General features: G+C 49.5%; 28 protein-coding genes and 1 other RNA gene. 24 read left to right on the top strand and 5 right to left on the bottom strand.

Annotation, left to right across the window (positions count from 1 at the left end):
• The first annotated feature begins 11 nt into the window (after positions 1-11).
• Both HWY38_RS01825 and HWY38_RS01820 read left to right on the top strand, forming a co-directional pair.
• A complete protein-coding gene (locus HWY38_RS01825; protein ID WP_007613820.1) occupies positions 12-674 on the top strand; it encodes a response regulator transcription factor in 663 nt (220 codons plus the stop codon).
• Positions 665-2,068, top strand: a complete 1,404-nt coding sequence (locus tag HWY38_RS01820) for a sensor histidine kinase (RefSeq protein WP_224181145.1) — start codon at positions 665-667, stop codon at positions 2,066-2,068. Before HWY38_RS01825 ends, HWY38_RS01820 begins: the two co-directional genes overlap by 10 nt.
• An 84-nt stretch (positions 2,069-2,152) precedes the next feature.
• On the opposite strand, the gene HWY38_RS01815 is transcribed toward HWY38_RS01820, so the two are convergent.
• The 3 genes from HWY38_RS01815 to HWY38_RS01805 all read right to left on the bottom strand — a co-directional run bounded on the left by HWY38_RS01815 (position 2,153) and on the right by HWY38_RS01805 (position 3,418).
• The gene (locus HWY38_RS01815) at positions 2,153-2,470 is read right to left on the bottom strand and encodes a winged helix-turn-helix transcriptional regulator (protein ID WP_007613812.1); all 318 of its coding nucleotides are present in this window, start codon (positions 2,468-2,470) and stop codon (positions 2,153-2,155) included.
• Positions 2,471-2,551: 81 nt separating this feature from the next.
• Complete coding sequence (locus HWY38_RS01810; protein WP_003151674.1) at positions 2,552-2,983, bottom strand: helix-turn-helix domain-containing protein; 432 nt, start codon at positions 2,981-2,983, stop codon at positions 2,552-2,554.
• 24 nt (positions 2,984-3,007) lie between these two features.
• Entirely contained in the window at positions 3,008-3,418 is a 411-nt protein-coding gene (locus HWY38_RS01805) for a helix-turn-helix domain-containing protein (RefSeq protein WP_003151677.1), read from the bottom strand.
• Between the two features lie 190 nt (positions 3,419-3,608).
• Here HWY38_RS01805 and HWY38_RS01800 point away from each other — a divergent pair, with 190 nt between their 5' ends.
• The 8 genes from HWY38_RS01800 to HWY38_RS01765 all read left to right on the top strand — a co-directional run bounded on the left by HWY38_RS01800 (position 3,609) and on the right by HWY38_RS01765 (position 9,789).
• Positions 3,609-3,794, top strand: coding sequence for a helix-turn-helix domain-containing protein (locus HWY38_RS01800; protein ID WP_087920807.1), 186 nt, complete (start codon positions 3,609-3,611; stop codon positions 3,792-3,794).
• A 123-nt stretch (positions 3,795-3,917) separates the two neighbouring features.
• On the top strand, positions 3,918-4,148 hold the full coding sequence (secG, locus tag HWY38_RS01795; protein WP_003151681.1) for a preprotein translocase subunit SecG: 231 nt from the start codon (positions 3,918-3,920) through the stop codon (positions 4,146-4,148).
• A 118-nt stretch (positions 4,149-4,266) separates the two neighbouring features.
• The gene (locus HWY38_RS01790) at positions 4,267-5,007 is read left to right on the top strand and encodes an alpha/beta hydrolase (RefSeq protein WP_007409986.1); all 741 of its coding nucleotides are present in this window, start codon (positions 4,267-4,269) and stop codon (positions 5,005-5,007) included.
• A gap of 18 nt (positions 5,008-5,025) precedes the next feature.
• On the top strand, positions 5,026-7,359 hold the full coding sequence (rnr, locus tag HWY38_RS01785; protein ID WP_021494134.1) for a ribonuclease R: 2,334 nt from the start codon (positions 5,026-5,028) through the stop codon (positions 7,357-7,359).
• 139 nt (positions 7,360-7,498) lie between these two features.
• A complete protein-coding gene (gene smpB, locus HWY38_RS01780) occupies positions 7,499-7,969 on the top strand; it encodes an SsrA-binding protein (protein ID WP_003151688.1) in 471 nt (156 codons plus the stop codon).
• A 168-nt stretch (positions 7,970-8,137) separates the two neighbouring features.
• Positions 8,138-8,500, top strand: a transfer-messenger RNA (tmRNA) gene (gene ssrA, locus HWY38_RS01775).
• Positions 8,501-8,574: 74 nt separating this feature from the next.
• Positions 8,575-8,880, top strand: a complete 306-nt coding sequence (locus HWY38_RS01770) for a barstar family protein (protein WP_015240594.1) — start codon at positions 8,575-8,577, stop codon at positions 8,878-8,880.
• A 114-nt stretch (positions 8,881-8,994) separates the two neighbouring features.
• Positions 8,995-9,789, top strand: a complete 795-nt coding sequence (locus HWY38_RS01765; RefSeq protein WP_032876460.1) for an SDR family NAD(P)-dependent oxidoreductase — start codon at positions 8,995-8,997, stop codon at positions 9,787-9,789.
• Between the two features lie 38 nt (positions 9,790-9,827).
• On the opposite strand, the gene HWY38_RS01760 is transcribed toward HWY38_RS01765, so the two are convergent.
• Positions 9,828-10,718 (bottom strand): LysR family transcriptional regulator, encoded by an 891-nt coding sequence (locus HWY38_RS01760; RefSeq protein WP_224181144.1) that lies wholly within the window; start codon positions 10,716-10,718, stop codon positions 9,828-9,830.
• Between the two features lie 150 nt (positions 10,719-10,868).
• Here HWY38_RS01760 and HWY38_RS01755 point away from each other — a divergent pair, with 150 nt between their 5' ends.
• From HWY38_RS01755 to azoRB, 10 genes are all read left to right on the top strand, one after another.
• Positions 10,869-11,408, top strand: a complete 540-nt coding sequence (locus HWY38_RS01755; RefSeq protein ID WP_044801832.1) for a GNAT family N-acetyltransferase — start codon at positions 10,869-10,871, stop codon at positions 11,406-11,408.
• Entirely contained in the window at positions 11,405-12,217 is an 813-nt protein-coding gene (locus tag HWY38_RS01750) for an amino acid ABC transporter substrate-binding protein (RefSeq protein WP_224181143.1), read from the top strand. Before HWY38_RS01755 ends, HWY38_RS01750 begins: the two co-directional genes overlap by 4 nt.
• Positions 12,218-12,242: 25 nt before the next feature.
• Positions 12,243-13,055: an amino acid ABC transporter substrate-binding protein gene (locus HWY38_RS01745; RefSeq protein WP_224181142.1), complete on the top strand. Its 813-nt coding sequence runs from the start codon at positions 12,243-12,245 to the stop codon at positions 13,053-13,055.
• Between the two features lie 22 nt (positions 13,056-13,077).
• Positions 13,078-13,800: an amino acid ABC transporter permease gene (locus HWY38_RS01740; protein ID WP_224181141.1), complete on the top strand. Its 723-nt coding sequence runs from the start codon at positions 13,078-13,080 to the stop codon at positions 13,798-13,800.
• A gap of 15 nt (positions 13,801-13,815) precedes the next feature.
• A complete protein-coding gene (locus HWY38_RS01735; RefSeq protein ID WP_224181140.1) occupies positions 13,816-14,523 on the top strand; it encodes an amino acid ABC transporter permease in 708 nt (235 codons plus the stop codon).
• Positions 14,520-15,299, top strand: a complete 780-nt coding sequence (locus tag HWY38_RS01730) for an amino acid ABC transporter ATP-binding protein (RefSeq protein ID WP_224181139.1) — start codon at positions 14,520-14,522, stop codon at positions 15,297-15,299. Before HWY38_RS01735 ends, HWY38_RS01730 begins: the two co-directional genes overlap by 4 nt.
• Entirely contained in the window at positions 15,296-16,303 is a 1,008-nt protein-coding gene (locus HWY38_RS01725) for an LLM class flavin-dependent oxidoreductase (protein WP_224181138.1), read from the top strand. Before HWY38_RS01730 ends, HWY38_RS01725 begins: the two co-directional genes overlap by 4 nt.
• An 11-nt stretch (positions 16,304-16,314) precedes the next feature.
• Positions 16,315-16,602: a glutaredoxin family protein gene (locus tag HWY38_RS01720; RefSeq protein ID WP_224181137.1), complete on the top strand. Its 288-nt coding sequence runs from the start codon at positions 16,315-16,317 to the stop codon at positions 16,600-16,602.
• Positions 16,599-17,927 carry an LLM class flavin-dependent oxidoreductase gene (locus tag HWY38_RS01715; RefSeq protein ID WP_224181136.1) on the top strand — a complete coding sequence of 443 codons (1,329 nt, stop codon included), beginning with the start codon at positions 16,599-16,601 and terminating at the stop codon, positions 17,925-17,927. Before HWY38_RS01720 ends, HWY38_RS01715 begins: the two co-directional genes overlap by 4 nt.
• A gap of 194 nt (positions 17,928-18,121) precedes the next feature.
• A complete protein-coding gene (gene azoRB, locus HWY38_RS01710; protein WP_003151719.1) occupies positions 18,122-18,757 on the top strand; it encodes an FMN-dependent NADH-azoreductase AzoRB in 636 nt (211 codons plus the stop codon).
• 44 nt (positions 18,758-18,801) lie between these two features.
• Here azoRB and HWY38_RS01705 read toward each other — a convergent pair whose 3' ends face one another.
• Positions 18,802-19,842, bottom strand: coding sequence for an oxidoreductase (locus HWY38_RS01705; protein WP_224181135.1), 1,041 nt, complete (start codon positions 19,840-19,842; stop codon positions 18,802-18,804).
• Between the two features lie 137 nt (positions 19,843-19,979).
• Between HWY38_RS01705 and csoR the strand changes: the two genes are divergently transcribed.
• From csoR to HWY38_RS01685, 4 genes are all read left to right on the top strand, one after another.
• Positions 19,980-20,285 carry a copper-sensing transcriptional repressor CsoR gene (gene csoR, locus HWY38_RS01700; RefSeq protein ID WP_003151723.1) on the top strand — a complete coding sequence of 102 codons (306 nt, stop codon included), beginning with the start codon at positions 19,980-19,982 and terminating at the stop codon, positions 20,283-20,285.
• A gap of 75 nt (positions 20,286-20,360) precedes the next feature.
• Complete coding sequence (copZ, locus tag HWY38_RS01695; RefSeq protein ID WP_015240581.1) at positions 20,361-20,567, top strand: copper chaperone CopZ; 207 nt, start codon at positions 20,361-20,363, stop codon at positions 20,565-20,567.
• 83 nt (positions 20,568-20,650) lie between these two features.
• Positions 20,651-23,080, top strand: coding sequence for a heavy metal translocating P-type ATPase (locus HWY38_RS01690; protein WP_224181134.1), 2,430 nt, complete (start codon positions 20,651-20,653; stop codon positions 23,078-23,080).
• A gap of 149 nt (positions 23,081-23,229) precedes the next feature.
• Positions 23,230-25,341: a heavy metal translocating P-type ATPase gene (locus HWY38_RS01685; RefSeq protein ID WP_224181133.1), complete on the top strand. Its 2,112-nt coding sequence runs from the start codon at positions 23,230-23,232 to the stop codon at positions 25,339-25,341.
• Positions 25,342-25,358 lie beyond the last annotated feature (17 nt).

Below are 25,358 nucleotides of genomic sequence, written 5' to 3'. Positions count from 1 at the left end.
CGATTCGGCCGGTGGCAAACATTTTAGCAATTGATGATGAAAAAGATATTCTCGTTCTGATCAGAAACATTTTACAGCGTGATCAGCATACAGTAACGATTCTGGAAAAAGCGGAGGATCAGTCATTGGATTTTTTTCAAGGCTATGATTTGATTCTTCTCGATGTCATGATGCCCGGAACGGACGGGATTGAACTCTGCCGGCGGATTCGGCCGCTGGTGGACAGCCCGATCCTGTTTTTAACGGCAAAGTCTGACGAAGAATCCATTGTGAAAGGCCTCATGACAGGCGCTGATGATTACATCACAAAGCCGTTCGGCGTACAGGAATTGATGGCAAGGGTAAACGCACATGTCAGAAGGGAACGGCGTGAAAAGCATCAGACGAAACGGCTGATATCAGGCTTCATGTTTGATTTTGACAATAAAGAAGTATGGATTGATGACCGGAAACTGCCTCTTACGAAAAACGAATATAAAATCGTTGAATGTCTGGCACAGCATAAAAACAGAACATTCTCACGGGAGCAGATTTACGAGGAAGTGTACGGCTTGGACGGCGATGCGCTCTATTCAACCATTACGGAGTTTATCAGAACCATCCGGAAAAAATGTAAAGAACACGGGGCTGATCCGATCAAAACGGTGTGGGGTGTCGGATACAAATGGGAATAGCAAAAGGAAAATCCAGCATCCGCAAAGAGCTTGTCAAATTTACCATCACGCTGTGTCTGAGCACGATGGGGGTGGCGGCATTATGTGTCGCCTTAAATGCCATTGCCATGAATGCCGGAGCGATCCTGCCCGCAAACTACAGCGAGCATGAGGCGGAACAGATCAAACCCCGCCTGAAATCAGCGGAAAAGATAACCGAAGACATGATTCCCGCAGGTATGACATACGCCGTTTTTGATAAAAAAACAAAGCGGATGACAAAAGGAACGATGACGGAACAAGATGCGGCCAACGCCAGAAAAAAGATTCAGCATCAGCCGTATTTTAATTATGCTCAAAAAGGATTCATGGTGATAAATCGGAAAGATGAATACGGCGTTCTCCAATATTCACTCAGGTCTGAATTTCAGTCGCCGCTGTTAAGGCGCTATCTGCCGAATTATGAATGGACGGGGCTTACGATTCTGATCACTTTGCTTCTTTTGACCGTTTTTATCGTGACGACGCGTTTTGCCAATCAGCTGAGACGGCATTTCAGCACACTCAGCTCCATTACGGCAAGCATTCAAAAACAGAATTTAAATATCAATCCAAAAAGGTCGCGCATAAAAGAATTTGACGATGTCATTGACTCTCTGCTGAAAATGAAAGACGCGCTTCAGGCATCTCTGGCGGCGCAATGGGAGGCGGAGCGGATCAAGAAAGAACAAATCGGCGCGCTTGCGCATGATATTAAAATTCCGGCAACGATTATTAAAGGAAATGCCGAGCTGCTTCAGTTAACAGAACCTGATGAGGAGCAGGCGGAATATGCGCAGTATATTCTGGATGCCGGTAACAAAATCGAGCATTATGTCGGGCAGCTGATCCAGCTTTCCAAAGCGGAGGAGGCAGTTGCCGTTCATGTGGAATATACCGACCTCAAAGAGTGGATTCAAAACATATATCGTGACGCGGCGGCGCTTGCGGGGCCGAAACAGATTGATCTCGTCCTCAGCGAACGGGGAATTGACCGAATAGAAGCGCCGATCGATCATGAGCTGCTCCACAGGGCGGTCATGAATATCGCGGCAAATGCCGTCGACTATACGCCGGAAGGAGGGGAAATCCGTGTGGACGTCCTGTGCACCGATTCCGCCCTCCATCTTGCCGTATCCGACAGCGGAAGCGGGTTCGCGCCGGAAGCGCTGAAAAGAGCGACACAGCTTTTTTACACGGAGGATAAAAGCAGACATTCGGCGGGGCATCACGGCATGGGGCTTACATTCGCCCATCATGTCGTACATCTTCACCACGGCGAATTAATACTTGAAAATCAGGAGTCTGGAGGAGCCCGGGCGGAGATTCGAATTCCGCTGGAAGGCGTCAGACAAAAACAAGCCCTGCACGCCTGAGGGCTTGTTTTTCTGTTTAAGAAAAGCAAAAATAAAAACGGCTGTCCGTTTGAGAGATCAGCCGCTTATGCGGAAAAGAGTTTATTAGGAAGGATCAATCCATTGTGAAGACCACTTGGAAATTTCCTCTAAAATAGGGGCTAATGCGCAGCCTTTTTCCGTTAATGAATACTCAATGCGGACAGGCGTTTCGGGGATAACATCCCGTTTGATGACACCTTCTGTTTCAAGTTCTTTCAGACGTTCTGACAAGACTCTTCCGCTTAAATTCGGAAGCGCCGCTTCAATTTCGCTAAATCGCTGCTGTCCGTTCAATAACTGAAAGACGATTAGAGCCACCCAGCGTTTACTTAGGATGTCGACCGCTTTTTCGAATCTGGGGCACATTTCTGATTGGTTCATGCTTTTTCACCTCGTCTTCAGCTATTATACCGCAAAATCGGAGGGAACGTACGTCTGGCGCTTGTTAAGTTGAGGAGAGGATCAAAAAGAGGATGAGGAATCCGGGGAGCGCTTTTTCGCTTCAGCCGCGATAAAATCAAAGTATTTGCTGACGCTTTCAATATCTTCTTTTGTGAAGTGCTGCCACTTTTTGCTGTCAAACAGCGGCAGATGCTCCGCGCCTCTGTCAACGGCGGTCTGATAGATGGCGCAGATGGATTGATAGCTTTCGGAGGTTTCGCGGATTTCCTCCTGAAATGCCTTGATGTGTCCGGCCCGCGCCATTAACTCTTCGTACGGAATTTTTAATGTGTCCGCCAATTTTCGGATGGTCGCGGGTTTAGGAATGCCGCGGTGCCCGTTTTCAATTCTGGAAATGGTCGCCGAGCTGACGCCGGAATAGACGGCAAGCTGATTGACGGTAAGCTTCCGGGCGCGGCGCAGCTCTCTTAATTGCTTTCCGAATGTGTTCAATAAGATCGCCTCACATGTGCAAAGTCATGAGTCTTCGTTTGTTCTTTTTTTGGCTTCCGCCGATAAGAACGCAAAGTATTTATCAAGCAGAACCAAGTCTTCTTTCGACAGGTGCCGCCAGTTCTCCCGCTCCAAAAGGGATAAATCATGCAGCTCATACGTTTCGGCTTTTTCCAGCAAGGTGCAGCCCGTGTCGTACGGGGCTCTCGTTTCCTGGACGGTCTCTATGTATCCCGCCGTCTGCATCAGTTCCTCATACGGGATTTTTAACGCATCTGCGAGCTTTTTAATGGTTGCAGGTTTCGGCACCCCGCGTTTGCCGTTTTCAATCCGCGAGATTCCCGCGGCGCTGACGCCTGAATACGTTGCCAGCTGGTTCACTGTCAGATGCCTTTTCTCCCGCAATGTCCGCAATTGTTTCCCGAAGCTTTCCACAGTCTCTCCCCCTCCCGCGGTCTATTTATATTCTAGTATGTTTATTGACTAAAGGGAATAGCCAGGCTGGAAAAGACAAAAGTTAACAAAAGCCGTATCTTATGTATAAGAAAGAAAGTATTTGACAGAACGGAAGGTGAAGAAAGTGGTCGAAAAGATACAGATCAGAAGAGATTATGTGCTGCAGTATATGGTCAATAATGACTACTCGTTAAACCAGCTCGCCCTGGAGATCGGAATATCTCCCGCCACACTGAGCCGTGTACTGAATGGAGAGCGGAGGCCGGGCCAGCTGGTCATCGGAAAAATGCTCTATTACTTTGACATGAAATTTGAAGATCTTTTTTACTACGACTTTGTTGACAAAAGTCAATGATGATGGAAGATTCAAACGCATTTCCGTTTTTCTGACATGATGTGCACCGATACGGCGTGACATGCCTTTGTTTTTCATGTAAAATAGAAGCAATGTAGGCCAGTCAGTCTGGAGGTGTATGGGATGCACACATTATTGATTACCTTATTGGTTATCGTCAGTATTGCACTTATTATTGTCGTATTGCTTCAAACCAGCAAAAGCGCCGGATTATCGGGTGCAATTTCAGGCGGGGCGGAGCAGCTTTTCGGAAAACAGAAAGCAAGGGGCCTTGATCTGATTCTTCACCGCACAACCGTTGTGCTGGCAGTCTTGTTTTTCGTGTTGACGATTTCGCTGGCGTATATCGTATAAGGCAATGTTTGTATAAGGTCTGATTTAATATCAGGCCTTTTTCTTGTTGAGAGACGGCGTTTGTTTCTCGCAAAACTGTGGAAAACTAAATTGAATGTGCAAAAAAGGGGTTATGAGCATGAAAATTGTGACACCAAAACCATTTACATTTAAAGGCGGAGACAAAGCGGTGCTTCTGCTGCACGGATTTACGGGAAATACGGCAGACGTCAGAATGCTCGGCCGCTACTTGAATGAGCGCGGCTACACTTGTCACGCGCCTCAATATAAAGGGCACGGCGTTCCGCCGGAAGAGCTGGTACATACGGGGCCTGAAGATTGGTGGAAAGACGTCATGGACGGTTATGAATATTTACGGTCTGAAGGCTATGAAAACATTGCGGCCTGCGGACTGTCGCTTGGCGGGGTTTTTTCATTGAAATTGGGTTACACTGTACCCATAAAGGGAATTGTTCCTATGTGTGCGCCGATGCACATTAAAAGTGAAGAGGTTATGTACGAAGGAGTTCTCTCCTACGCGCGCAATTATAAAAAATTCGAAGGAAAACAGCCGGAGCAGATTGAAAAGGAAATGAAGGAGTTTGAAAAAACACCGATGAATACGCTCAAATCGCTTCAGGAGCTGATTGCCGATGTGCGCAAAAACGTCGACATGATCTATTCCCCGACATTTGTGGTTCAGGCACGGCATGACCATATGATTAATACAGAAAGTGCGAACATCATTTACAACGAGGTGGAAACGGACGACAAACAGCTGAAATGGTATGAAGAATCAGGCCATGTCATTACGCTCGATAAAGAACGGGACCTCGTTCATCAGGATGTGTACGAATTTTTAGAGAAACTCGATTGGTAACAAACAGGAGGTCGAATAATGGAAAAAGAAGCGTTTATGGACCGTCTTCTCGCGTTTATGAAGGAAGAGGCGTACAAGCCCCTTACCGTTCAGGAACTCGAGGAGATGCTGAACATCACGGAAGCAGATGAATTTAAAGAGCTGGTAAAAGCGCTGGTGGCGCTCGAGGAGACGGGACAGATCGTCCGCACCAGAAGCAACCGCTACGGGCTTCCGGAAAAAATGAATTTAGTAAAAGGAAAAATTTCCGCGCATGCAAAGGGATTCGCGTTTCTATTGCCGGAGGATACCTCTTTAAGCGATGTGTTTATTCCGCCGAATGAGCTGAATACGGCCATGAACGGCGATATCGTCATGGTGCGGCTCAATTCCCAGTCAAGCGGATCGAGACAGGAAGGCACGGTCATCCGCATCCTGGAAAGAAGCATCGACCGCGTCGTGGGCACATACACAGAAACGAAAAGCTTCGGCTTTGTCATCCCGGATGATAAGAAAATCACGAGTGATATTTTTATTCCGAAACATGCCAATAACGGCGCTGCGGAAGGCCATAAAGTCGTCGTCAAACTGACAAGCTACCCTGAAGGCAGAATGAACGCCGAAGGAGAAATCGTTGAAATACTCGGCCATAAAAATGATCCGGGCATCGATATTTTATCCATCATCCATAAGCACGGCCTGCCGGGAGATTTTCCGGCTGAAGTGATGGAGCAGGCAACAAGCACGCCCGATACTATCGATGAAAAAGACATTAAAGACCGCCGTGATCTCCGCGATCAGGTCATTGTCACCATTGACGGCGCCGATGCGAAGGATCTGGATGACGCCGTCACTGTAACAAAGCTTGATAACGGCAGCTACAAGCTCGGCGTTCATATTGCCGACGTCAGCCATTACGTCACGGAGAATTCCCCGATTGACAAAGAAGCGCTGGAAAGAGGGACAAGCGTGTACTTGGTTGACCGGGTCATTCCGATGATTCCGCACAGACTGTCTAACGGAATCTGTTCTTTAAATCCGAAGGTCGACCGGCTGACGCTTTCCTGCGAAATGACAATCAACCAGCAGGGACAGGTGACAGAGCACGAGATCTTCCAAAGCGTCATTAAAACGACGGAAAGAATGACCTATTCAGATGTCAACCGGATTCTCACAGAAGACGACGCCGAGCTGAAAGAAAGATACGAGCCGCTCGTCCCGATGTTTAAAGACATGGAACGTCTGGCGGAAATTCTCCGGGCGAAACGGATGGACCGCGGCGCCGTAGATTTTGATTTCAAAGAAGCGAAGGTGCTCGTCGATGAGGAAGGCGCCGTTAAAGACGTCGTCATCAGAGAGCGCTCAGTAGCGGAAAAGCTGATCGAAGAATTCATGCTTGTCGCAAACGAAACGGTGGCCGAGCACTTCCATTGGATGAACGTGCCGTTTATTTACCGGATTCACGAAGAGCCGAACGCCGAAAAACTGCAAAAGTTTCTGGAGTTCGTCACGACATTCGGTTATATCGTCAAAGGGAAAGCCGGAGACATTCATCCGCGCGCGTTGCAAAGCATTCTTGACGAAGTGCGGGACCGTCCGGAAGAAACGGTGATTTCAACCGTCATGCTCCGTTCCATGAAGCAGGCGAAATACGACCCGCAAAGCCTGGGCCATTTCGGGCTGGCGACTGAATTTTATACGCACTTCACATCGCCGATCCGCCGCTATCCTGACTTAATCGTTCACAGGCTGATCAGAACGTATTTGATCAACGGACAATCGGACGAAGCGACTCAAGAAAAGTGGGCCGAACGCCTTCCGGAAATCGCTGATCATACGTCAACGATGGAACGTCGCGCCGTTGATGCCGAGCGGGAAACGGACGATCTGAAAAAAGCGGAATATATGCTTGATAAAATCGGCGAGGAATTTGACGGCATGATCAGTTCCGTCACGAATTTCGGAATGTTTGTCGAGCTGCCGAATACGATTGAAGGGCTTGTGCACGTCAGCTTTATGACGGATGATTATTACCGTTTTGACGAGCAGCATTTCGCCATGATCGGTGAACGCACGGGCAACGTTTACCGGATCGGAGACGAAATCACGGTCAAAGTCGTCGACGTCAATAAAGATGAGAGAAACATCGACTTTGAAATTGTCGGCATGAAAGGCACCCGCCGTCCGAGAGAAACAACAGGCGACCGCAGAAAACGCGGCAGACCGGCGCGGAAACGCGTGTTAAACAGCAATACCCCGGCTTCACCGCCGAAATCGGAGGAAAAAGGGGAATGGTTTACAAAACCGAAGAAGAAAAAGAAAAAACGCGGTTTCCAAAACGCGCCGAAACAAAAACGCAAAAAGAAGAAGTAAATGCGAAAAGCAAATGGGGCAAAATGCTCTGTTTGCTTTCTTTCGCAAGCCGCATTTTCATTGTCGCGGAACGCTCCTTTTGCTAAAATAAAGCGTATCGCACACATGAACGGTTTTTGCGGAGAGAGGAGGATAAGGCATGCCAAAAGGATCAGGCAAAGTATTATCGCAAAACAAAAAAGCAAACCATGATTACTTTATAGAAGAAACCTATGAAACAGGCATCGTGCTGCAGGGAACGGAGATTAAGTCCATCCGCGCCGGCCGCGTAAACATGAAGGATTCCTTTGCGAAAATCGAGCGCGGCGAAGTGTTCCTACACAACATGCACATCAGCCCGTACGAGCAGGGAAACCGTTATAACCACGACCCGCTTCGGACGAGAAAGCTTTTGATGCACCGGAAAGAAATCAATAAGCTGATCGGCCTGACGAAAGAGAAAGGCTATTCCCTCGTGCCACTGAAGCTGTACTTGAAAAACGGCTTTGCCAAAGTGTTAATCGGCCTCGGAAAAGGGAAGAAAACATACGATAAACGCGAAGATTTAAAACGAAAAGACGCCAAAAGAGAAATCGAAAGAGCGTTCAGAGACAGACAAAAAGGCTTCTGATGCCTGAGCCTTGATGTGATGATATGCCCTGTGCTATACTGTTCACACATCAGATTCACAGGCTGTTTATTGAAGACATTCCCAATTGAATTTGTCTGTGATCATGATATAATAACAGTACAGCCAGTTGAGCAAGAGCTTGATAGATCTCCCGTATACCCTTAACAAGGGGACGTTACGGATTCGACAGGGATGGATCGAGCTTGAGCTGCGAGCCGAGAGGCGATCTCGTTAACACGCACCTAAATATAACTGGCAAAACTAAAAGTTTTAACCAAAACTTAGCACTAGCTGCCTAATAAACGCAGCGAGCTCTTCCTGACATTGCCTATGTGTCCGTGAAGAGCACATCCAAGTAGGCTACGCTTGCGTTCCCGTCTGAGAACGTAAGAAGAGACTGACAGACTAGCTCTCGGAAGGCCCGCCCGCAGGCACGAAGACGAGTGAAACACGAAATATGCAGGCTACGCTCGTAGACGCTTAAGTAATCGATGTTTCTGGACGTGGGTTCGACTCCCACCGTCTCCATACATAACAGAGGAACCGCAGTGCCGTCACATGACGCACTGCGGTTTTTTCATGCCGAAAAAAAGGAGTGAATGTAAATGGAAATCGTCATCATAGACGGAAAAGATGTTACAAGCACAGAAGCTTTACACCGAATCTTAAAAGATCAATTAGATTTCCCGGACTTTTATGGTGAAAATCTGAATGCCTTATGGGATTGTCTGACAGGCTGGATCGAACTTCCGCTGACTTTGGTGTGGAAGAATTTTGAGGCCAGTCAAAAGGCATTGGGTTCGGATGCTGATGATGTCTTGGAGCTGTTTCAAGAGGCTCAAGAGGAGTTAGGGAATCGGTTTGTCATTCAAATCGATCAGCCGTCAGCCGGGACAACGGACAGGCACTAAAAAGTGCGTACTTCCCCTCATCCATTTTTCTATCCGATAATAGGGACGGAAGGTTTCAGGCTTTCGATTTCTGTCCATATATAAGAAGAGACTTGCGATAGGGAGGAATGAATGATGGATTTGCAGTTGAAAGGGAAGACGGCGCTTGTGACGGGATCTACGTCAGGCATCGGGAAGGCGATTGCGGCTTCGCTGATTGCAGAAGGTGCGGCCGTGATCATTAATGGCCGCCGTGAAGAAAAGGTGAACGAAACGATCCGGGAACTAGAGAAACAGACGCCGGATGCCCGTCTCTATCCGGCCGCATTTGATTTAGGCACGGCGGAAGGATGCGGCGCGATTTTTCAGCAGTACCCTGATGTGGATATTCTCGTCAACAATTTAGGAATCTTTGAACCTGCGGAATACTTTGATATTCCTGACGAAGAGTGGCTCCGGTTTTTCGAGGTGAATATCATGAGCGGCGTGCGGCTGACACGCCGGTATGCAAAGCGGATGATTGAGCGTAAGGAAGGGCGGGTGATCTTTATCGCGAGTGAAGCGGCCGTCATGCCTTCTCAGGAAATGGCCCATTACAGCGCTACGAAAACGACGCAGCTGTCGCTGTCACGCAGTCTGGCCGAGCTCACGGAAGGGACGAATGTGACGGTGAATACAGTCATGCCCGGCTCCACGAAAACAGAGGGCGTCGAAACAATGCTCGAGTCGCTTTACCCCGGTGAAAACCTGAGTGCGGCGGAGGCGGAGAGACGATTTATGAAGGAGAATCGTCCGACGTCCATCATTCAGCGGTTGATCCGTCCGGAAGAAATCGCTCACTTTGTTGCCTTTTTAAGCAGCCCGCTGTCGTCTGCCATTAACGGATCTGCATTGCGGATCGACGGCGGCTTGGTGCGGAGCATTATATAAGATGAATGTACAAAAACCCCCGTAAAGCGGGGGTTTTTTTAATGCGGATCACGCTGAAAGCGGCCGATGATCCTGCTGATTAAATCTTTTGTGGCGGAGTCAAAATGCTCTTCTTTTTGGTTTGTCAACAGCCCGACCGGCGGTGAAATTGTTAAGTTATGGATCGGAATGACCTTCGTGCCCTCGATCGGCTCTGAGTGCGCCGTCGCCGTAAAGATTGAGACACCGATATGTTCCCTGACATAGTATTGATGAGCCATGCTGCTTGTCAGCTCCATTTTTCGATACCGGCTGCCGATGGCCCGCTGCAGGTGCTGTTCAATTTGAATCCGGATCGGGCAATTGGCGGGCGTAAAAATCAAACATTCATTTTCTAAATCCTCGAGATTAACGCTTGCTTTGGCGGCAAGGGGATGTCTGTCTGACACGATGACATTGAGCGAGTCATGGAAAAACGGATCGAAATAATTTTCCAGAATCAGCTCCGGCTCGCCGCATACGGCAAAATCAATGGCGCCCTCCAGCAGTTTGCGGCTGCATGTATTGGCATCATCCACGCTTACATTGACCGACATATCAGGATAATCATGTAAGAAACCCCGCAGTACGGCAGGGAAGATCAGGCTTGCCGTCGGTTCGGATATGCCGATCTGAATAAGGCCGGCCTGGCCCTGTCTGATATCGGCCAGAGTATGGTCAAGCACCTCGTATTGCGCGAGAAGCTGCCCGGCCCGCTCATGAAACAGCCGCCCCGCCCTTGTCAGCTTCAGCTTCTTTCCCCGTTCAAACAGCTGCGCGCCTACATCCTGTTCCAGCTGTTTAATCCGCATTGAAATCGTCGGCTGTGAGTAGTTCAGAATTTCGGCGGCCTTATAAAAGCTGCCTGACTGTACGATCGTATGAAACGTTTTAATGGTGCGTAATTCCAACGAAATCCCCTCCCGGCTGTTCATTAATTTTCTTGAACTTTTCCTTTACTTTTTTTGATTAGTCAAATAAATCAGTTTGCTTTATAGTATAAACAATCAAAGCTTAGTAAACAAATTGGAATTATATATTTTGCGGGGAGAGTGACCGGAATGAGTGAAGACATATTTCGATTGGCTGAGAAAAAGGATGCGCCGGAGTTTTTAGAGCTGCTGTACAGCGCGTTTCAGCCGATCCGCAATTTGGAGATTGACTGGCCGTCGGCGCGGGCCGACATCGATATGGTAACAGAAAATATTGAAAATCATTCAGCCGTCGTGCTCGAACGGGACGGACGGCTTCTTTCAACCATTACGATCCGTTTTCCGTGGGAGAGTGACACGCCTCCGTCAAAATATCCGTTCGTCTGGTGGTTTGCGACGCTTCCTGAGCTGAAGGGGCAGGGCATCGGCAGCAAACTTTTGACTTATGTGGAGGAACACGTGCTGCGGGATACGCTGAAGGCCCCGGCCATCACGCTCGGCACTTCGGCGCGCAAGCATCCCTGGCTTGTGGATATGTACAGACGGAGGGGGTATGAAGTGTATTTTGAGCAGGAGAAAGACGGAGACATCGGAGTCATGATGAGAAAGGTGCTCATACCGGAGCGGTTTGACGCGTCTCTGTTAGGCGCACCGAGCTGGGCGCAATGATAAAAAAACGGATCAGAGCCGGCTGTCTGCTTCTGCTGCTCGGCGTGCTGGCCGGGTGCGGGCAAGGAGAAAGCACAAAAGCGGGGAGCGGCGTGCAGACCGTCATTGTCGGCACGGGAACTGATTTTCCGAACATTGCTTTTATGGATGAAAAAGGCGAGCTGACCGGCTATGACATTGAAGTGATGAAAGCCATTGATAAACAGCTGCCGCAATACAAATTTGTCTTTAAGACGATGGATTTTTCGAATCTGCTTACAAGTCTTGCAAACCGGAAAATTGACGTGATCGCGCACAATATGGCGAAAAATAAGGAACGGGAGAAACGCTTTTTGTATCACAAAATCCCGTATAACTACTCGCCGATGTACATCACGGTGAAGGCGGATAATGACGCGATACACACGCTCCGGGATTTAAAAGGGAAAACCGTGATCGTCGGCGCGACGTCAAACGCGGCGGATTATATGACGGCATACAACAAAACCCACGGCAGCCCGATACATTTGAAATACGCCGGGCAGGGCGGCAATGACACAGCGAACCAAATGGAGACAGGACGCGCTGACGCCACCGTATCCACGCCGTTTGCCGTCGAATTTCAAAATAAGACGCACGCGTTCAAACAAAAGACGGTCGGTGATGTGCTGCTGGATACCGAGGTGTATTTTATGTTCAATAAAAACAGCCAAACTCTGGCGGATGATACGGACCGGGCGATTCAAAAGCTGGAGAAGGACGGCACATTGAAAAGGCTGAGTGAAAAATGGCTCGGCGCGGATTATTCAAAATCAAGTTTCACGAAATAACTGAAGCAGAAAACGGGGCGATCACATGAAAATAAGACTGGCGGTCATGTCATTAACAATTGCCGCAACGGCGGCGTTATCAGCCTGTGGCGCGGGCGGGGAGGCGGCATCAGGCAATCAGAAAAACGTGAAGAACATCACGGTCGGCACGGGAACTCAATTTCCGAATATTTGCTTTATTGATGATAAAGGCAAATTGACGGGCTACGACGTTGAGCTGGTGAAAGAGCTTGACAGGCGCCTGCCGGACTATCGTTTCACCTTTAAAACGATGGATTTCTCCAACCTGCTTGTCAGTCTCGGCCAGCATAAAGTCGATATCGTAGCCCATCAAATGGAAAAAAGCGCCGAACGGGAGAAAAAATTTCTGTTCAATCAAGTCGCATATAACAACTTCCCGTTGAAAATCACGGTGCTTCAAGAAAACGGGAACATTAACGGCATTGATGACTTGAAAGGGAAGCGGGTTATTACGAGTCCGACGTCAAACGGTGCGCTTGTGCTGAAGAAATGGAATGAAAAACACGGCAGTCCGTTTGAAATCGCTTATGCCGGCCAAGGCTCCAACGATGCGGCCAATCAGCTGAAATCCGGCCGCGCCGATGCGACGATTTCAACGCCGTTTGCCGTCGATTTCCAAAACAAAACGAGCGCGATCAAAGAAAAAACAGTCGGCGGGGTGCTGTCAAATGCCAAAGTGTTCTTTATGTTTAACAAAAATGAACAAACGCTGAGTGATGACATTGATAAAGCCCTTCAGGAAATCATTGATGACGGCACGCTTAAAAAGCTGAGTGAAAAGTGGCTCGGTGCGGATTATTCAAAGGAGCAATATTAAGTGAAAAAGAGAGGGATCGGCAATGGAAAAAGCGTTTGATATCAGTATGATCTCATCCTTTGTGCCGACATTGCTCGGGTATTTGCCCGTCACGCTGTATATATTGGCGGTGTCTTTGCTGTTCGGCTTTCTATTGGGGCTGCTTTTGGCGATGCCCCGCATCTATCGCATTCCCGTTTTGAATCAGTTTGCGAAGCTGTATATCTCTTTTTTCAGAGGAACGCCCATCATGGTGCAGCTGTTCATTGTATTTTACGGTATTCCGGCGCTCACGGCGCTCGCCGGAATTGATACCTCCAAAATGGACCCTTTGTATGCGGCCATCGCCACGTACGCGCTGAGCAGCGCGGCAAGAGCGGCCGAAATCATCAGGGGAGGTGTGAACAGCGTCGACCGCGGGCAGGCGGAGGCGGCGTTCAGCATCGGGCTGAACGGGGAGCAGACATTCCGGCGCATCATTCTGCCGCAGGCGCTTGTGCAGGCCTTTCCCAACATCGGGAATATGGTGATCGGTTTCTTAAAAGATACATCACTCGCTTTTTCGATCGGGGTGATGGATATGTCGGGCAGAGGACAGACCTTGATTACATCGAGCAATCATTCTTTAGAAGTGTATATCTCGCTTTCTGTTCTGTACTATGCGGCCGCCCTTTTATTTGAATGTGTCTTCAGATGGGCCGAAAAACGAATCAAGAAAGATGAGACGCGCCTTGTGACGGTTTTTGACATGAGCGCGCACGGCTGAAAAGGAGGGAGAACAGTGGAGCTGGACATTCCATTTATCGGCACTGCGATCAAACAAATGATGAAAACCGTTCCGCTTACATTGGCAATGACGGTCATTCCGATTATTGCGGGATTTTTCATAGCTCTCGGCAATATCATGGTGCGTATATTCCGCATCAAATGGCTGCTGGCCTGCTCAGCGTTTTACGTGTCTTTTTTCCGCAGCACCCCGGCAATTCTCCATATCATGCTGATTTATTTAGGGGTTCCGCTGATTGCCGATCAATTCAGCCGCGCGTTTCATCTCGGCTGGTCGGCCAATCAGATTCCGGTCGCCGTGTTTGTCATCATGGCACTGTCATTAACGGCAGGCGCTTATATGACGGAAATTCTACGATCCGGGATCATGGCCGTCGATACGGGGCAGGCGGAGGCGGCATATTCAATCGGCCTGACGCGGGGACAGATGATTCGGCGCGTGGTTCTGCCGCAGGCGTTCATGAAATCGCTGCCGAACTTCACCAATATAGGCATCGGCTTTTTGCATACCACTTCCATCGCGGCCATTGTTGCGGTGCCTGAAATTACAGGAACGGCGACGATTGCGGCATCCGATAACTATGCGTTTCTGGAAGCATTTATCGGGGCGGCCGTGATTTATTGGGGATTAACGCTGATTCTCGAAGCTGTAAACAGTCTGGCGGAAAAAAGGGCAGCCAGATATCAAGGAGGCGCATTATGATCGAAATCCGAAACATTCAAAAACATTTTGGCAGTCATCACGTGTTAAAGGGGATCAATTTAAGTGTCCGGAAAGGAGAAGTCGTGACCATCATCGGCCCGAGCGGTTCCGGGAAAACCACTTTTCTGCGCTGCCTTAATTTACTTGAGCGGCCGGATGAGGGCGCCATTTCGCTGCACGGTGAAGTCATTAACTGCAAAAAGCCTGCTAAAAAAGACATTCTCAGACTGAGGAAACAGACGGCGATGGTTTTTCAGCAATATCATTTGTTTTCGCATAAAACGGCGATTCAAAATGTCATGGAAGGTCTGACGGTCGCAAGGAAAATGAAAAAACCAGATGCGTACGCCATTGCCGAGCGGGAACTGGCCAAGGTGGGGCTCCAAGATAAATTGCACGCCTATCCGAATCAACTGTCGGGAGGCCAAAAGCAGCGGGTCGGGATTGCCCGGGCGCTTGCCATTCATCCTGATGTCATGCTGTTTGACGAACCGACCGCAGCCCTCGATCCGGAGCTTGTCGGCGAGGTGCTCGAGGTGATGCTTAACATTGTGCGGACCGGCGCCACCATGATCATTGTCACACATGAGATGGAATTCGCCAGAAGAGTGTCCGACCGAATTGTGCTTATGGATGAAGGAGCAATCGTGGAACAAGGAACGCCTGAGGAAGTCTTTTACAAGACGAAAAAAGAAAGAACGAAGAAGTTCCTCCGCCGCGTGCTGCCTGATTACGGTTATGACATAAAAGAGCGCATAAAGGAGCCTGTCGTATGATTCGTTTAAGCATTTTGGACCAAAGTGTCACCGCGGAAAACCAAACCGCAGAAGAAGCCTTGCGGCAAACGGTGAAATTGGCTCAGGAGGCCGAACAATACGGATATGACCGTTTCTGGGCGGCGGAGCATCATAACAATGAAGAGATAGCGGGATCAGCGCCGGAAATTGTCCTGGGGTATCTTGCCGCAAGTACGAAAAAAATCCGCCTCGCGTCCGGCGGGGTGATGCTGCAGCATTACAGTCCTTATAAAGTGGCGGAGCAGTTCCGGGTACTGTCCGCCCTTGCTCCCGGCCGTGTGGCGCTCGGTGTCGGCAAAGCGCCCGGCGGATTTCAGCTGTCAACCGATGCGCTGCAGCGGGAGCTTATCCAGCCCGCCCGTTTGTTTGAAGAAAAGCTTGAGGAGCTGACTCATTTCATCCGAAATGATTTTCCAGACTCGCACCGCTACGCGTCATTGCGTCCGGCGCCGCATACTGAGTATGCGCCTGACATCTTTTTGCTCGGCGGCAGCGCGGAAAGCGCGATATCCGCGGCCAAACTCGGCATTTCCTTCGTTTTCGCCTATTTCATAAACGGTGAAGAGGCTGCGTTAGAAAAAGCGCGCCACGCCTTTGACGAGCATCTGCCGAAAGGGTCGAAGGCGGAATTTCACCTTGCGCCGATGGTATTTACCGCGCATACAAAAGCAGAAGCTGAAAAACACGTGGTATCGCGTGAGTCGGTCAAAATCATTCTCGAAGACGGCAAAAAGGTGAATGTCGGTTCCCGGGAACAAGCGAAAGCGTTTCTTGAACAAGTCACGCAGCCGTATAAGCTGATTACACAAAAGACGGGTGTGATTGCCGGGACAAAAGAAGAGACAGCCGCCGAGCTGAGACGATTATCGGTTCAATACAGCATTACTGATTTTGTGATTTTGTCGCCTATTAAAAATGCTGAGGAAAAACGATTGTCTTATCGGCTGTTAAGCGAAGCGGTGCAGCCGGCCCCACAATTATAGGAGGGATGAACATGAGTCATGAAGTAAACGTAGTGGTCTGGAGCAAACAGGGCTGTTCCTATTGCGATAAAGTGAAAGGATATTTGCGGGAAAAGGCCATTGCGTACGAAACAATTGATGTGACGGAGCGGGACGAATTGCGTGACGTGCTGCAGACGAAATACGGCATCCGTCATGTCCCCGTCGTTGAAATCGGCAGCGGTGACAGCCGTGCGTATCAGGCCGTTACTCAAGTCGGCATTGAACATGTAGAACGGGCGCTTGCCGATTATGAGGGGAAAAAGGGGGAGAGAAAATGAGCCGGACGGATCTTATTCAATTCGGAGCCATGATTCACGGTGTCGGCGGCACAACGGACGGCTGGCGTCATCCCGACGCCGATCCGACAGCAAGCACGAATGCGGCGTTTTACAGGCAAAAAGCGCAGACTGCTGAAAGAGGGCTGTTCAGCTTTGCTTTTATTGCGGACGGCTTGTTCATTTCTGAAAAGTCCATCCCGCATTTCTTAAATCGGTTTGAGCCGATCACTATTTTATCGGCGCTTGCCGCCTCTACAACCCATCTTGGTTTAATCGGCACATTTTCCACATCGTTCACTGAGCCGTTCACCATCGCAAGACAGCTCATGTCTCTTGACCATATCAGCGGCGGCCGGGCGGGCTGGAATCTCGTCACTTCTCCGCAGGCGGGGGCTGCGCGCAATCACAGCAAGGAAAACCTTCCCGACCACAGCCGGCGCTACGCCATCGCCCAGGAACATGTGGACGTGGTGCGCGGTCTGTGGAATTCCTGGGAAGAAGATGCCTTCGTCCGCAACAAAGAAACCGGGCAATTTTTTGACCCTGACAAACTGCATCGCCTGTATCACAAAGGCGAGTATTTTCAAGTGGAGGGTCCGCTGAATATCGGCCGGTCCAAACAGGGAGAGCCGGTCGTTTTCCAAGCGGGGTCTTCAGAAACCGGCCGGTCGTTTGCCGCGAGGAATGCAGATGCAGTCTTTACGCACTCCAATTCACTTGAGGAAACGAAGGCTTTTTATGATGATGTGAAGAAGCGGGCGGCGGATTACGGCCGGGACGCTTCCAAGCTGCGGATCTTTCCGGGAATCAGTCCGATTATAGCCGGCTCACAAGAAGAAGCAGAAGCGAAATACCAAGAATTCGCCGAGCTGATTCCCATAGAGAACGCTGTTAAGTATGTGGCCAGATTTTTTGACGATTATGATCTGAGCCGGTTTCCATTGGATGAGCCGTTTCCTGATTTGGGCGACGTCGGGAAAAACGCGTTTCAAAGCACGACAGACCGTATCAAAAGAGAGGCGAAAGCCCGGAATCTTACGCTGCGTCAAGTGGCGCGCGAAGCCGCGTTTCCGCGAACCCATTTTATCGGCACACCGGAACGTGTGGCGTCATTAATTGAAACATGGTTTCAGCGGGAAGCGGCGGACGGGTTTATCATTCACTCTGACATCCCGGGCATGCTTGAAGCCTTTGTGGATCATGTCATACCGATCCTCCAGGAAAAGGGGCTGTACCGAAAAAGCTATCCGGCCGATACACTGCGGGGGAATCTCGGATTGGATATTCCGGCCTGCAGACCCAATCCGATTTTGAGCAGAAACTGAGGTTTCTGCTTTTTCTGCTGCTTGCCATTCCCGTCATTACAGCCTTTTTTAAAAAAATATACTGATTTCAAGATATTATTGTTGCTAAATGATTTTTTTGTAACTATAATTATTACAGAACTGATCAGTATAAAAAAACATTCATATTTCATAATAAATGTGTGTGTAATCTGAAAACGAAAGGGCTGTTTACAATGGCAAAAGTACTTTATATCACTGCTCATCCTCATGATGAAAAGACATCTTACAGCATGGCGACAGGAAAAGCGTTTATCGATTCTTATAAAGAATCAAACCCGAATGATGAGGTTGTACATATCGACCTTTACAAAGAGAACATCCCTCATATCGACGCGGATGTATTCAGCGGCTGGGGAAAACTTCAATCCGGCACAGGTTTTGAAGAGCTTTCTGAAAACGAAAAAGCGAAAGTCGGCCGTCTGAACGAGCTGAGCGATCAATTCGCGTCAGCTGACAAATACGTATTCGTCACACCGCTTTGGAACTTCTCATTCCCGCCTGTTATGAAAGCGTACCTTGATTCTGTGGCTGTAGCCGGAAAATCATTCAAATATACAGAGCAAGGCCCGATCGGTCTGTTGACTGACAAAAAAGCGCTCCACATTCAGGCGCGCGGAGGCTATTACTCTGAAGGGCCGGCGGCTGACATGGAAATGGGCCACCGTTACATCGGCATCATGATGAACTTCTTCGGCGTTCCTTCTTTCGACGGATTAATCGTTGAAGGCCATAATGCTGAACCGAATAAAGCACAGCAAATTAAAGAAGATGCGATTGCCCGCGCGAAAGAAGCCGGAAAATCATTCTGATCTTAAAAAAACCTCCCCGCCGTACGGCTGGGAGGTTTTTTATATTAAAGGGCAATCGTCCGTTTTTGTTCGCTGCTTCTCATCGCCGCTTCAATGACACGGATGACATCGATGCCTTCTTTTGCCGTAACGGGAAGCGGTTTTCCGTTTAAGATGCTGTCTGCCAGCAGTTTGTAGTACGTAAGGTAAGAGCCGTTCTCAGAGGGGATTGTTTCTGTATGCCTTTTTTCATCCGCTGCGGTTGTCAGCTCTCCGAAGTTGTCAGGATCATCGGCGCCCCAGCTGTCGTCAACCGGCTTTTTGCCCGCTGAAAGCGCGTCTTCCTGTCCGTCCATTCCGTATTTGATAAAGCTTGCATTCCGTCCGTGAATCTGATAGCGCGGGCCGCTTGCCGCATTCATGGAGCCGGATTGAAGAATGACCTGAAGCTTGCCGTAATGGAGCGCGGCCAGAAAACAATCAACAGTTTCACTATTGTCCCGCTGCTTCATCACATGTGCGGTGACGGATTCCGGCATTCCGAAAAGCAGAAGTGTCTGGTCAATAATATGTGAACCGAGATCATACAGCGTTCCCGTGGCGGGTCCGTTTTTTTCGCGCCATCTTTCTTGTACAACCGGATTGTACAGATCGTAGTTGACTTGATATGTATGAATGTCTTGAAGCGCCCCGTCCCGAATCAGCTTTTGTATTGTTAAAAAGTCATTGTCCCACCGCCGGTTGTGGTACACGCTCAGTAAGACGCCTTTATCTTCAGCCGTTCTTCTCAGTTCCTCCGCTTCTGCTGAAGTCGCCGTCATCGGTTTTTCCACGACGGTGTGTTTTCCCGCCAGGAGACATTTCATCGCTGATTCATAATGCATTCCGCTCGGTGTCGTAACAATGACGAGGTCAATGTCAGGATCACCGGTAATGTCTTCAATCGCCCGCACGACTTCAGCCCCCGGCAGATCACGTTTGACCTCCTCCGTTCTGGAGGTCATGACTTTTTTGATCTGATAATCATCAAGGACGTCCAAAAGCGGCGCATGAAAAACTTTGCCCGACAAACCATATCCCAATATGCCAACCTGTATCGTTTTCAATGAACTTCCCCCTCATGATATGTGATAACATTATATACCCCGCGGGAGTACTGGTAAAACTTGTGTGTTGAAAATTTTTTACACCGGATTTTCAAGTCTGTATAATGAAGATAACGAAGAAAAAACCGAGGTGGAAAATGGACAAACATACCGAGCATCAATCGTTAAATCATAAAAGCGCCAAAGAAAAAGACCAGATCCTGAACCGGCTGAAACGGATTGAAGGCCAAGTCAGGGGCATTCAGAATATGGTGGATAACGAACGATACTGCGTGGATATTCTCGTGCAGATTTCAGCCGTACAGGCGGCCATGCAGAAAGTCGCGTTTCATCTGCTGGAAGATCATGCCCATCACTGCGTAGCCGGCGCCATTGAAAGCGGAAACGGGGAGCAGGCGATTGCCGAGCTGCTTGATGTTGTGAAAAAAATCGCAAAATCGTAAAATAAAATGTTTTGAAATACCCTACAGGGGTATGGTAACATGAAGAAGAAAAAACAAGACGTGGAGGGAATCATCATGGAACAAAAAACACTGCAAGTCGAAGGCATGTCCTGTCAGCACTGTGTCAAAGCGGTAGAGACCGGAGTAGGAGAACTGAACGGAGTGACGGCGGTTCAGGTGAAATTGGAAGCCGGACAGGTGGATGTGACGTTTGATGAGAACAAAGTCTCCGTATCAGATATAAAAGACGCGATTGAAGATCAAGGTTATGACGTCGTATAGGATTTATCGCGCTGCGGAAACGGGCGCGGTTTTCTTTTATCAAATTTATACCCCCCTGGGGTTTATGGAGAGAGATGAGGACATTGAGTGAACCGAAAGAAATGACCATTCAAGTGGGGGGCATGACATGCGCCGCCTGCGCTTCAAGAATTGAAAAAGGGCTGAAGCGGATGGACGGCGTCAATGACGCTTCCGTCAATCTTGCGCTTGAGACCTCAAATATTTCTTATCAGCCTGACAAAATTGAAGCTGGCGCCATAAAAGAAAAAATTGAAAAACTCGGCTATCATGTCGTGACGGAAAAAGCCGATTTTCAGATTGAAGGCATGACATGCGCCGCTTGCGCCAACCGGATTGAAAAGCGCCTGAACAAAATAGGGGGAGTTGACAGCGCACCGGTGAATTTCGCCCTGGAAACGGTCACCGTTGAATACAATCCGAAAGAGGTGACACCGAAAGAGCTGAAAGAGACCGTGGCAAAACTCGGCTACAGATTAGACGAGAAGAAAGCGGTTGATGGAGACGGCGGATTTTCCCAAAAGGAGAAAGAGCAGCGAAAACAGCTGATCAGACTGATATTTTCTGCCGTTCTCTCCTTTCCGCTTCTATGGTCGATGGTCAGCCATTTTTCTTTTACTTCTTTTATCTGGATGCCGGATATCCTGATGAATCCGTGGCTGCAATTCGCGCTTGCCACCCCGGTGCAGCTCGTCATCGGCTGGCCTTTTTATATGGGAGCGTACAAGGCGCTGAGAAACAAAAGCGCCAATATGGATGTTCTCGTTGCGCTCGGAACGACGGCCGCTTACGCATACAGCCTGTACATGACGATTGCGTCTCTCGGACGAGACGGACATGTTGAGGGGCTTTATTATGAAACGAGCGCCATTTTGCTGACTTTGATTTTGCTTGGAAAGCTTTTAGAGATGAAAGCGAAAGGCCGCTCATCAGAAGCGATTAAAAAGTTAATGAAGCTTCAGGCGAAGACGGCGGCGGTTGAGCGGGAAGGGAAGGTACAGGTGATTCCGATTGACGAGGTCCGGACGGGGGACATCGTATATGTGAAACCGGGAGAACGCGTCCCTGTCGATGGCGAAGTGATTGAGGGCCATTCCGCGATTGATGAATCGATGATTACGGGAGAGAGCATGCCTGTCGATAAGTCTCCCGGAAGCACTGTCACCGGGGCGACGATCAATGCAAACGGCTTTCTCAAAATCAGAGCGGTGAATGTCGGGAAAGATACCGCGCTTGCACACATTATTAAAATCGTAGAAGAAGCCCAAGGATCAAAAGCCCCCATTCAGCGGCTCGCGGATCACATTTCAGGCATTTTCGTCCCGATTGTGCTGGGGCTGGCCGTGCTGACTTTTCTCATTTGGTATGTATGGGCGGCGCCGGGACAGTTTTCTGAAGCGATCGGCAAATTCATCGCCGTGCTTGTTATTGCCTGTCCGTGCGCACTCGGGCTCGCCACTCCGACGAGCATTATGGCGGGCTCCGGCCGCGCAGCTGAATTCGGCATTCTTTTTAAAGGCGGTGAGCATTTAGAAAAGACCCAGCGTCTGACGACAATCGTACTGGATAAAACAGGAACGGTGACAAACGGCAGACCGGTTCTGACAGATGCCGTACCGGCAGAGGGAATGAACGAAGAGGAACTCCTGCGGCTGGCGGCGGCCGCCGAAACGGGATCAGAGCACCCGCTTGGAGAAGCCATCGTGTCAGGAGCCGAAAAACGGGGGATTGCCATCCCGAAAATCACCCGGTTCCAAGCCCGGATCGGTTCCGGAATATACGCCGAGGCTGACGGCAGAACGATTCTTGCCGGATCAAGACGGCTGATGGAATCAGAACACATTGAACATGAGGCGCTGCTTCCGCACATGGCCCGCTTGGAGGCGGAAGGGAAAACGGTAATGCTTATTGCGGCAGACGGCAAAGCGGCGGGGCTTATCGCAGTCGCCGATACAATCAAAGAAACATCTCCGGCCGCGGTGAAACGTCTGAATGATATGGGGCTTGACGTCATCATGATGACCGGTGACAACAAAAAGACCGCGGAGGCCATTGCAAAAGCCGCGGGTATCGGCAGCGTGATCGCCGAAGTGCTTCCCGAACAAAAGGCGGCGGAAATTTCCCGGCTGCAAAAAGAAGGCAGGCGTGTGGCAATGGTCGGTGACGGCATCAATGATGCTCCGGCGCTGGTTGTGGCCGATATCGGAATGGCCATCGGCACCGGCACAGATATCGCAATGGAAGCGGCGGATATTACGCTGATCCGCGGTGACCTGAACGGCATTGCCGACGCCATCGGCATGAGCAGGCTGACCATGAGAAACATCAAGCAGAATTTAGGCTGGGCATTGGGATACAACAGCATCGGCATTCCGATTGCGGCGTCCGGCTTTCTGGCCCCATGGGTGGCAGGCGCTGCCATGGCGTTCAGCTCAGTATCGGTCGTGCTTAATGCTTTGCGTTTACAGAAGGTGAAAAAAGACAAAATGGGCTGAGGCCTGTTTTGTCTTTTTTATTGACACTTTATTCAAAGCCTGCATATAATAGAGAAAACAAATATATGAGTATATGTTCATATATATAAAATCGTTTAGCTGTATTGATGTTATGGGAATCCTATTACGGAAAGTAGGGTGAGTCGAAAATGAAAGCAGCCAAAGGTGAATTTGTATTAGACGGACTTGATTGCAGCAACTGTGCAAAAAAAATAGAAAACGGCGTAAAAGCCATTGACGGCATCGACGGCTGTGCTGTCAATTTTGCGGCAAGCACCATCACGGTCTCAGCCGGCGGCAAAAACGAGCAATGGATGAAAGATGAGGTTGCGAAAAAAGTAAAGTCCATTGATCCTCATGTGACCGTCCGTGCGAAACATGAAGACAAACCCGGCGAGGATGAGTACCGCAAAAAGCTGCAGCTGATGTTAGTGAGATTGGCAGCGGGAGCCGTTTTGGCCGTCATCGCTTACTTCGCGCACACGGGCGCCGTCCTTGAGTTTCTGCTCTTTTTTGCTTCATATTTGATCATCGGCGGCGATATCGTAGCCAGAGCGGGAAAAAACATTGTCCGCGGCCAGGTATTTGATGAGCATTTTCTGATGGCGCTTGCCACGATCGGCGCATTTGTAATTCATCAGTATCCGGAAGGCGTCGCGGTCATGCTGTTCTACCAAATCGGTGAATTGTTTCAGGGAGCGGCCGTCAGCCGATCCAGAAAATCGATCAGCGCGTTATTGGACATCCGTCCTGAGTACGCCAATGTGAAAACGGAAAACGGCATGACTGCCGTTCCGCCGCAGGACGTCAAAGTCGGACAGGTCATCGTCGTGAATCCCGGAGAACGGATTCCGCTGGACGGAAAGGTGCTGAGCGGTTCTTCGATGGTTGATACATCCGCTTTAACGGGCGAATCTGTGCCGAGAAAAGCGGAGCCGGGGCAAGATGTGATGGCCGGATTTATGAATCAGAACGGCGTGCTGCATATTGAAACCTCTAAAGGATATGAAGACTCTGCCGTGTCAAAAATATTGGATCTGGTCGAAAATGCGGCCGGACGTAAAGCGAAAACGGAAAACTTTATTACGAAGTTTGCCAAGTACTATACACCGGCCGTTGTCATTGTTGCGGTGCTTCTCGCCTTTTTACCGCCGCTTCTCGTGCCTTCAGCCGCACTATCCGACTGGGTGTACCGCGCGCTGATTTTCCTTGTGATTTCTTGTCCGTGCGCACTCGTCGTCTCCATTCCGCTCGGGTTTTTCGGCGGTATCGGAGCTGCGTCTAAAGCAGGGGTGCTCGTGAAAGGCAGCAACTATTTAGAAGCGCTCAATCAGGTGGCATACGCCGTGTTTGATAAAACGGGAACCTTAACGAAAGGCAATTTCGCCGTTACTGATATCAAACCGGCGGCAGGGTTTACAAATGACAGCCTGCTTCATGCGGCCGCGCTCGCAGAAGCCCATTCCAATCATCCGATTGCTTCTTCCATCCGTGAAGCTTACAATCAACCGCTCGCGGCAGACGAGATTGAAGAATATGAAGAAATACCCGGACACGGCATTCGGGTGAAAACCGGCGGATCAACGATTTTGGCCGGAAATCAAAAACTGATGGCAAAAGAACAAATCGCTTTCGGTACAGCTGAAAATAACGGAACCGTCGTCTATGTCGCCGTTGATCAGCAGTATGCGGGGGCGATCGTGATCGCCGACGAAATCAAAGAGGACGCCAAACAGGCCATTGCCAATTTAAAAGCGCTCGGCGTGAAGCGGACAGTGATGCTGACGGGTGATTCCAAGCAGACCGGAGAAGCTGTCGGCCGAGAGCTCGGTATTGATGACGTGTACACAGAGCTTTTGCCGGGTGACAAGGTAGACCGCGTCGAAGAACTTGAAGCGGTGCTTTCACCGAATGAAAAACTGATGTTTGTCGGTGACGGGATTAATGATACGCCTGTGCTTGCCAGAGCTGACATCGGAGCTGCCATGGGGGCTCTCGGCTCTGATGCCGCCGTCGAAGCGGCCGATGTCGTCTTGATGACAGACCAGCCGTCAAAAGCAGCCGAAGCTATCCGGATTGCACGCCGCACACGCCGGATCGTCTGGCAGAACATCGGATTTGCTTTAGGCGTAAAAATCATTTTTCTCCTGCTTGGCGCATTCGGATTCGCCACCATGTGGGAAGCGGTCTTTTCAGATGTAGGCGTCACGCTGATCGCTGTTGCCAACGCGATGCGCGTCATGAGAGTGAAAGAGGAATAATTGTCAAAGATAATTCG

This window comes from Bacillus sp. KS1 (assembly GCF_020075515.1).
GTDB lineage: Bacteria > Bacillota > Bacilli > Bacillales > Bacillaceae > Bacillus > Bacillus velezensis.
Note: the sequence above shows the minus strand (reverse complement) of the source record. Positions and strands in the feature narration are given on the sequence as shown.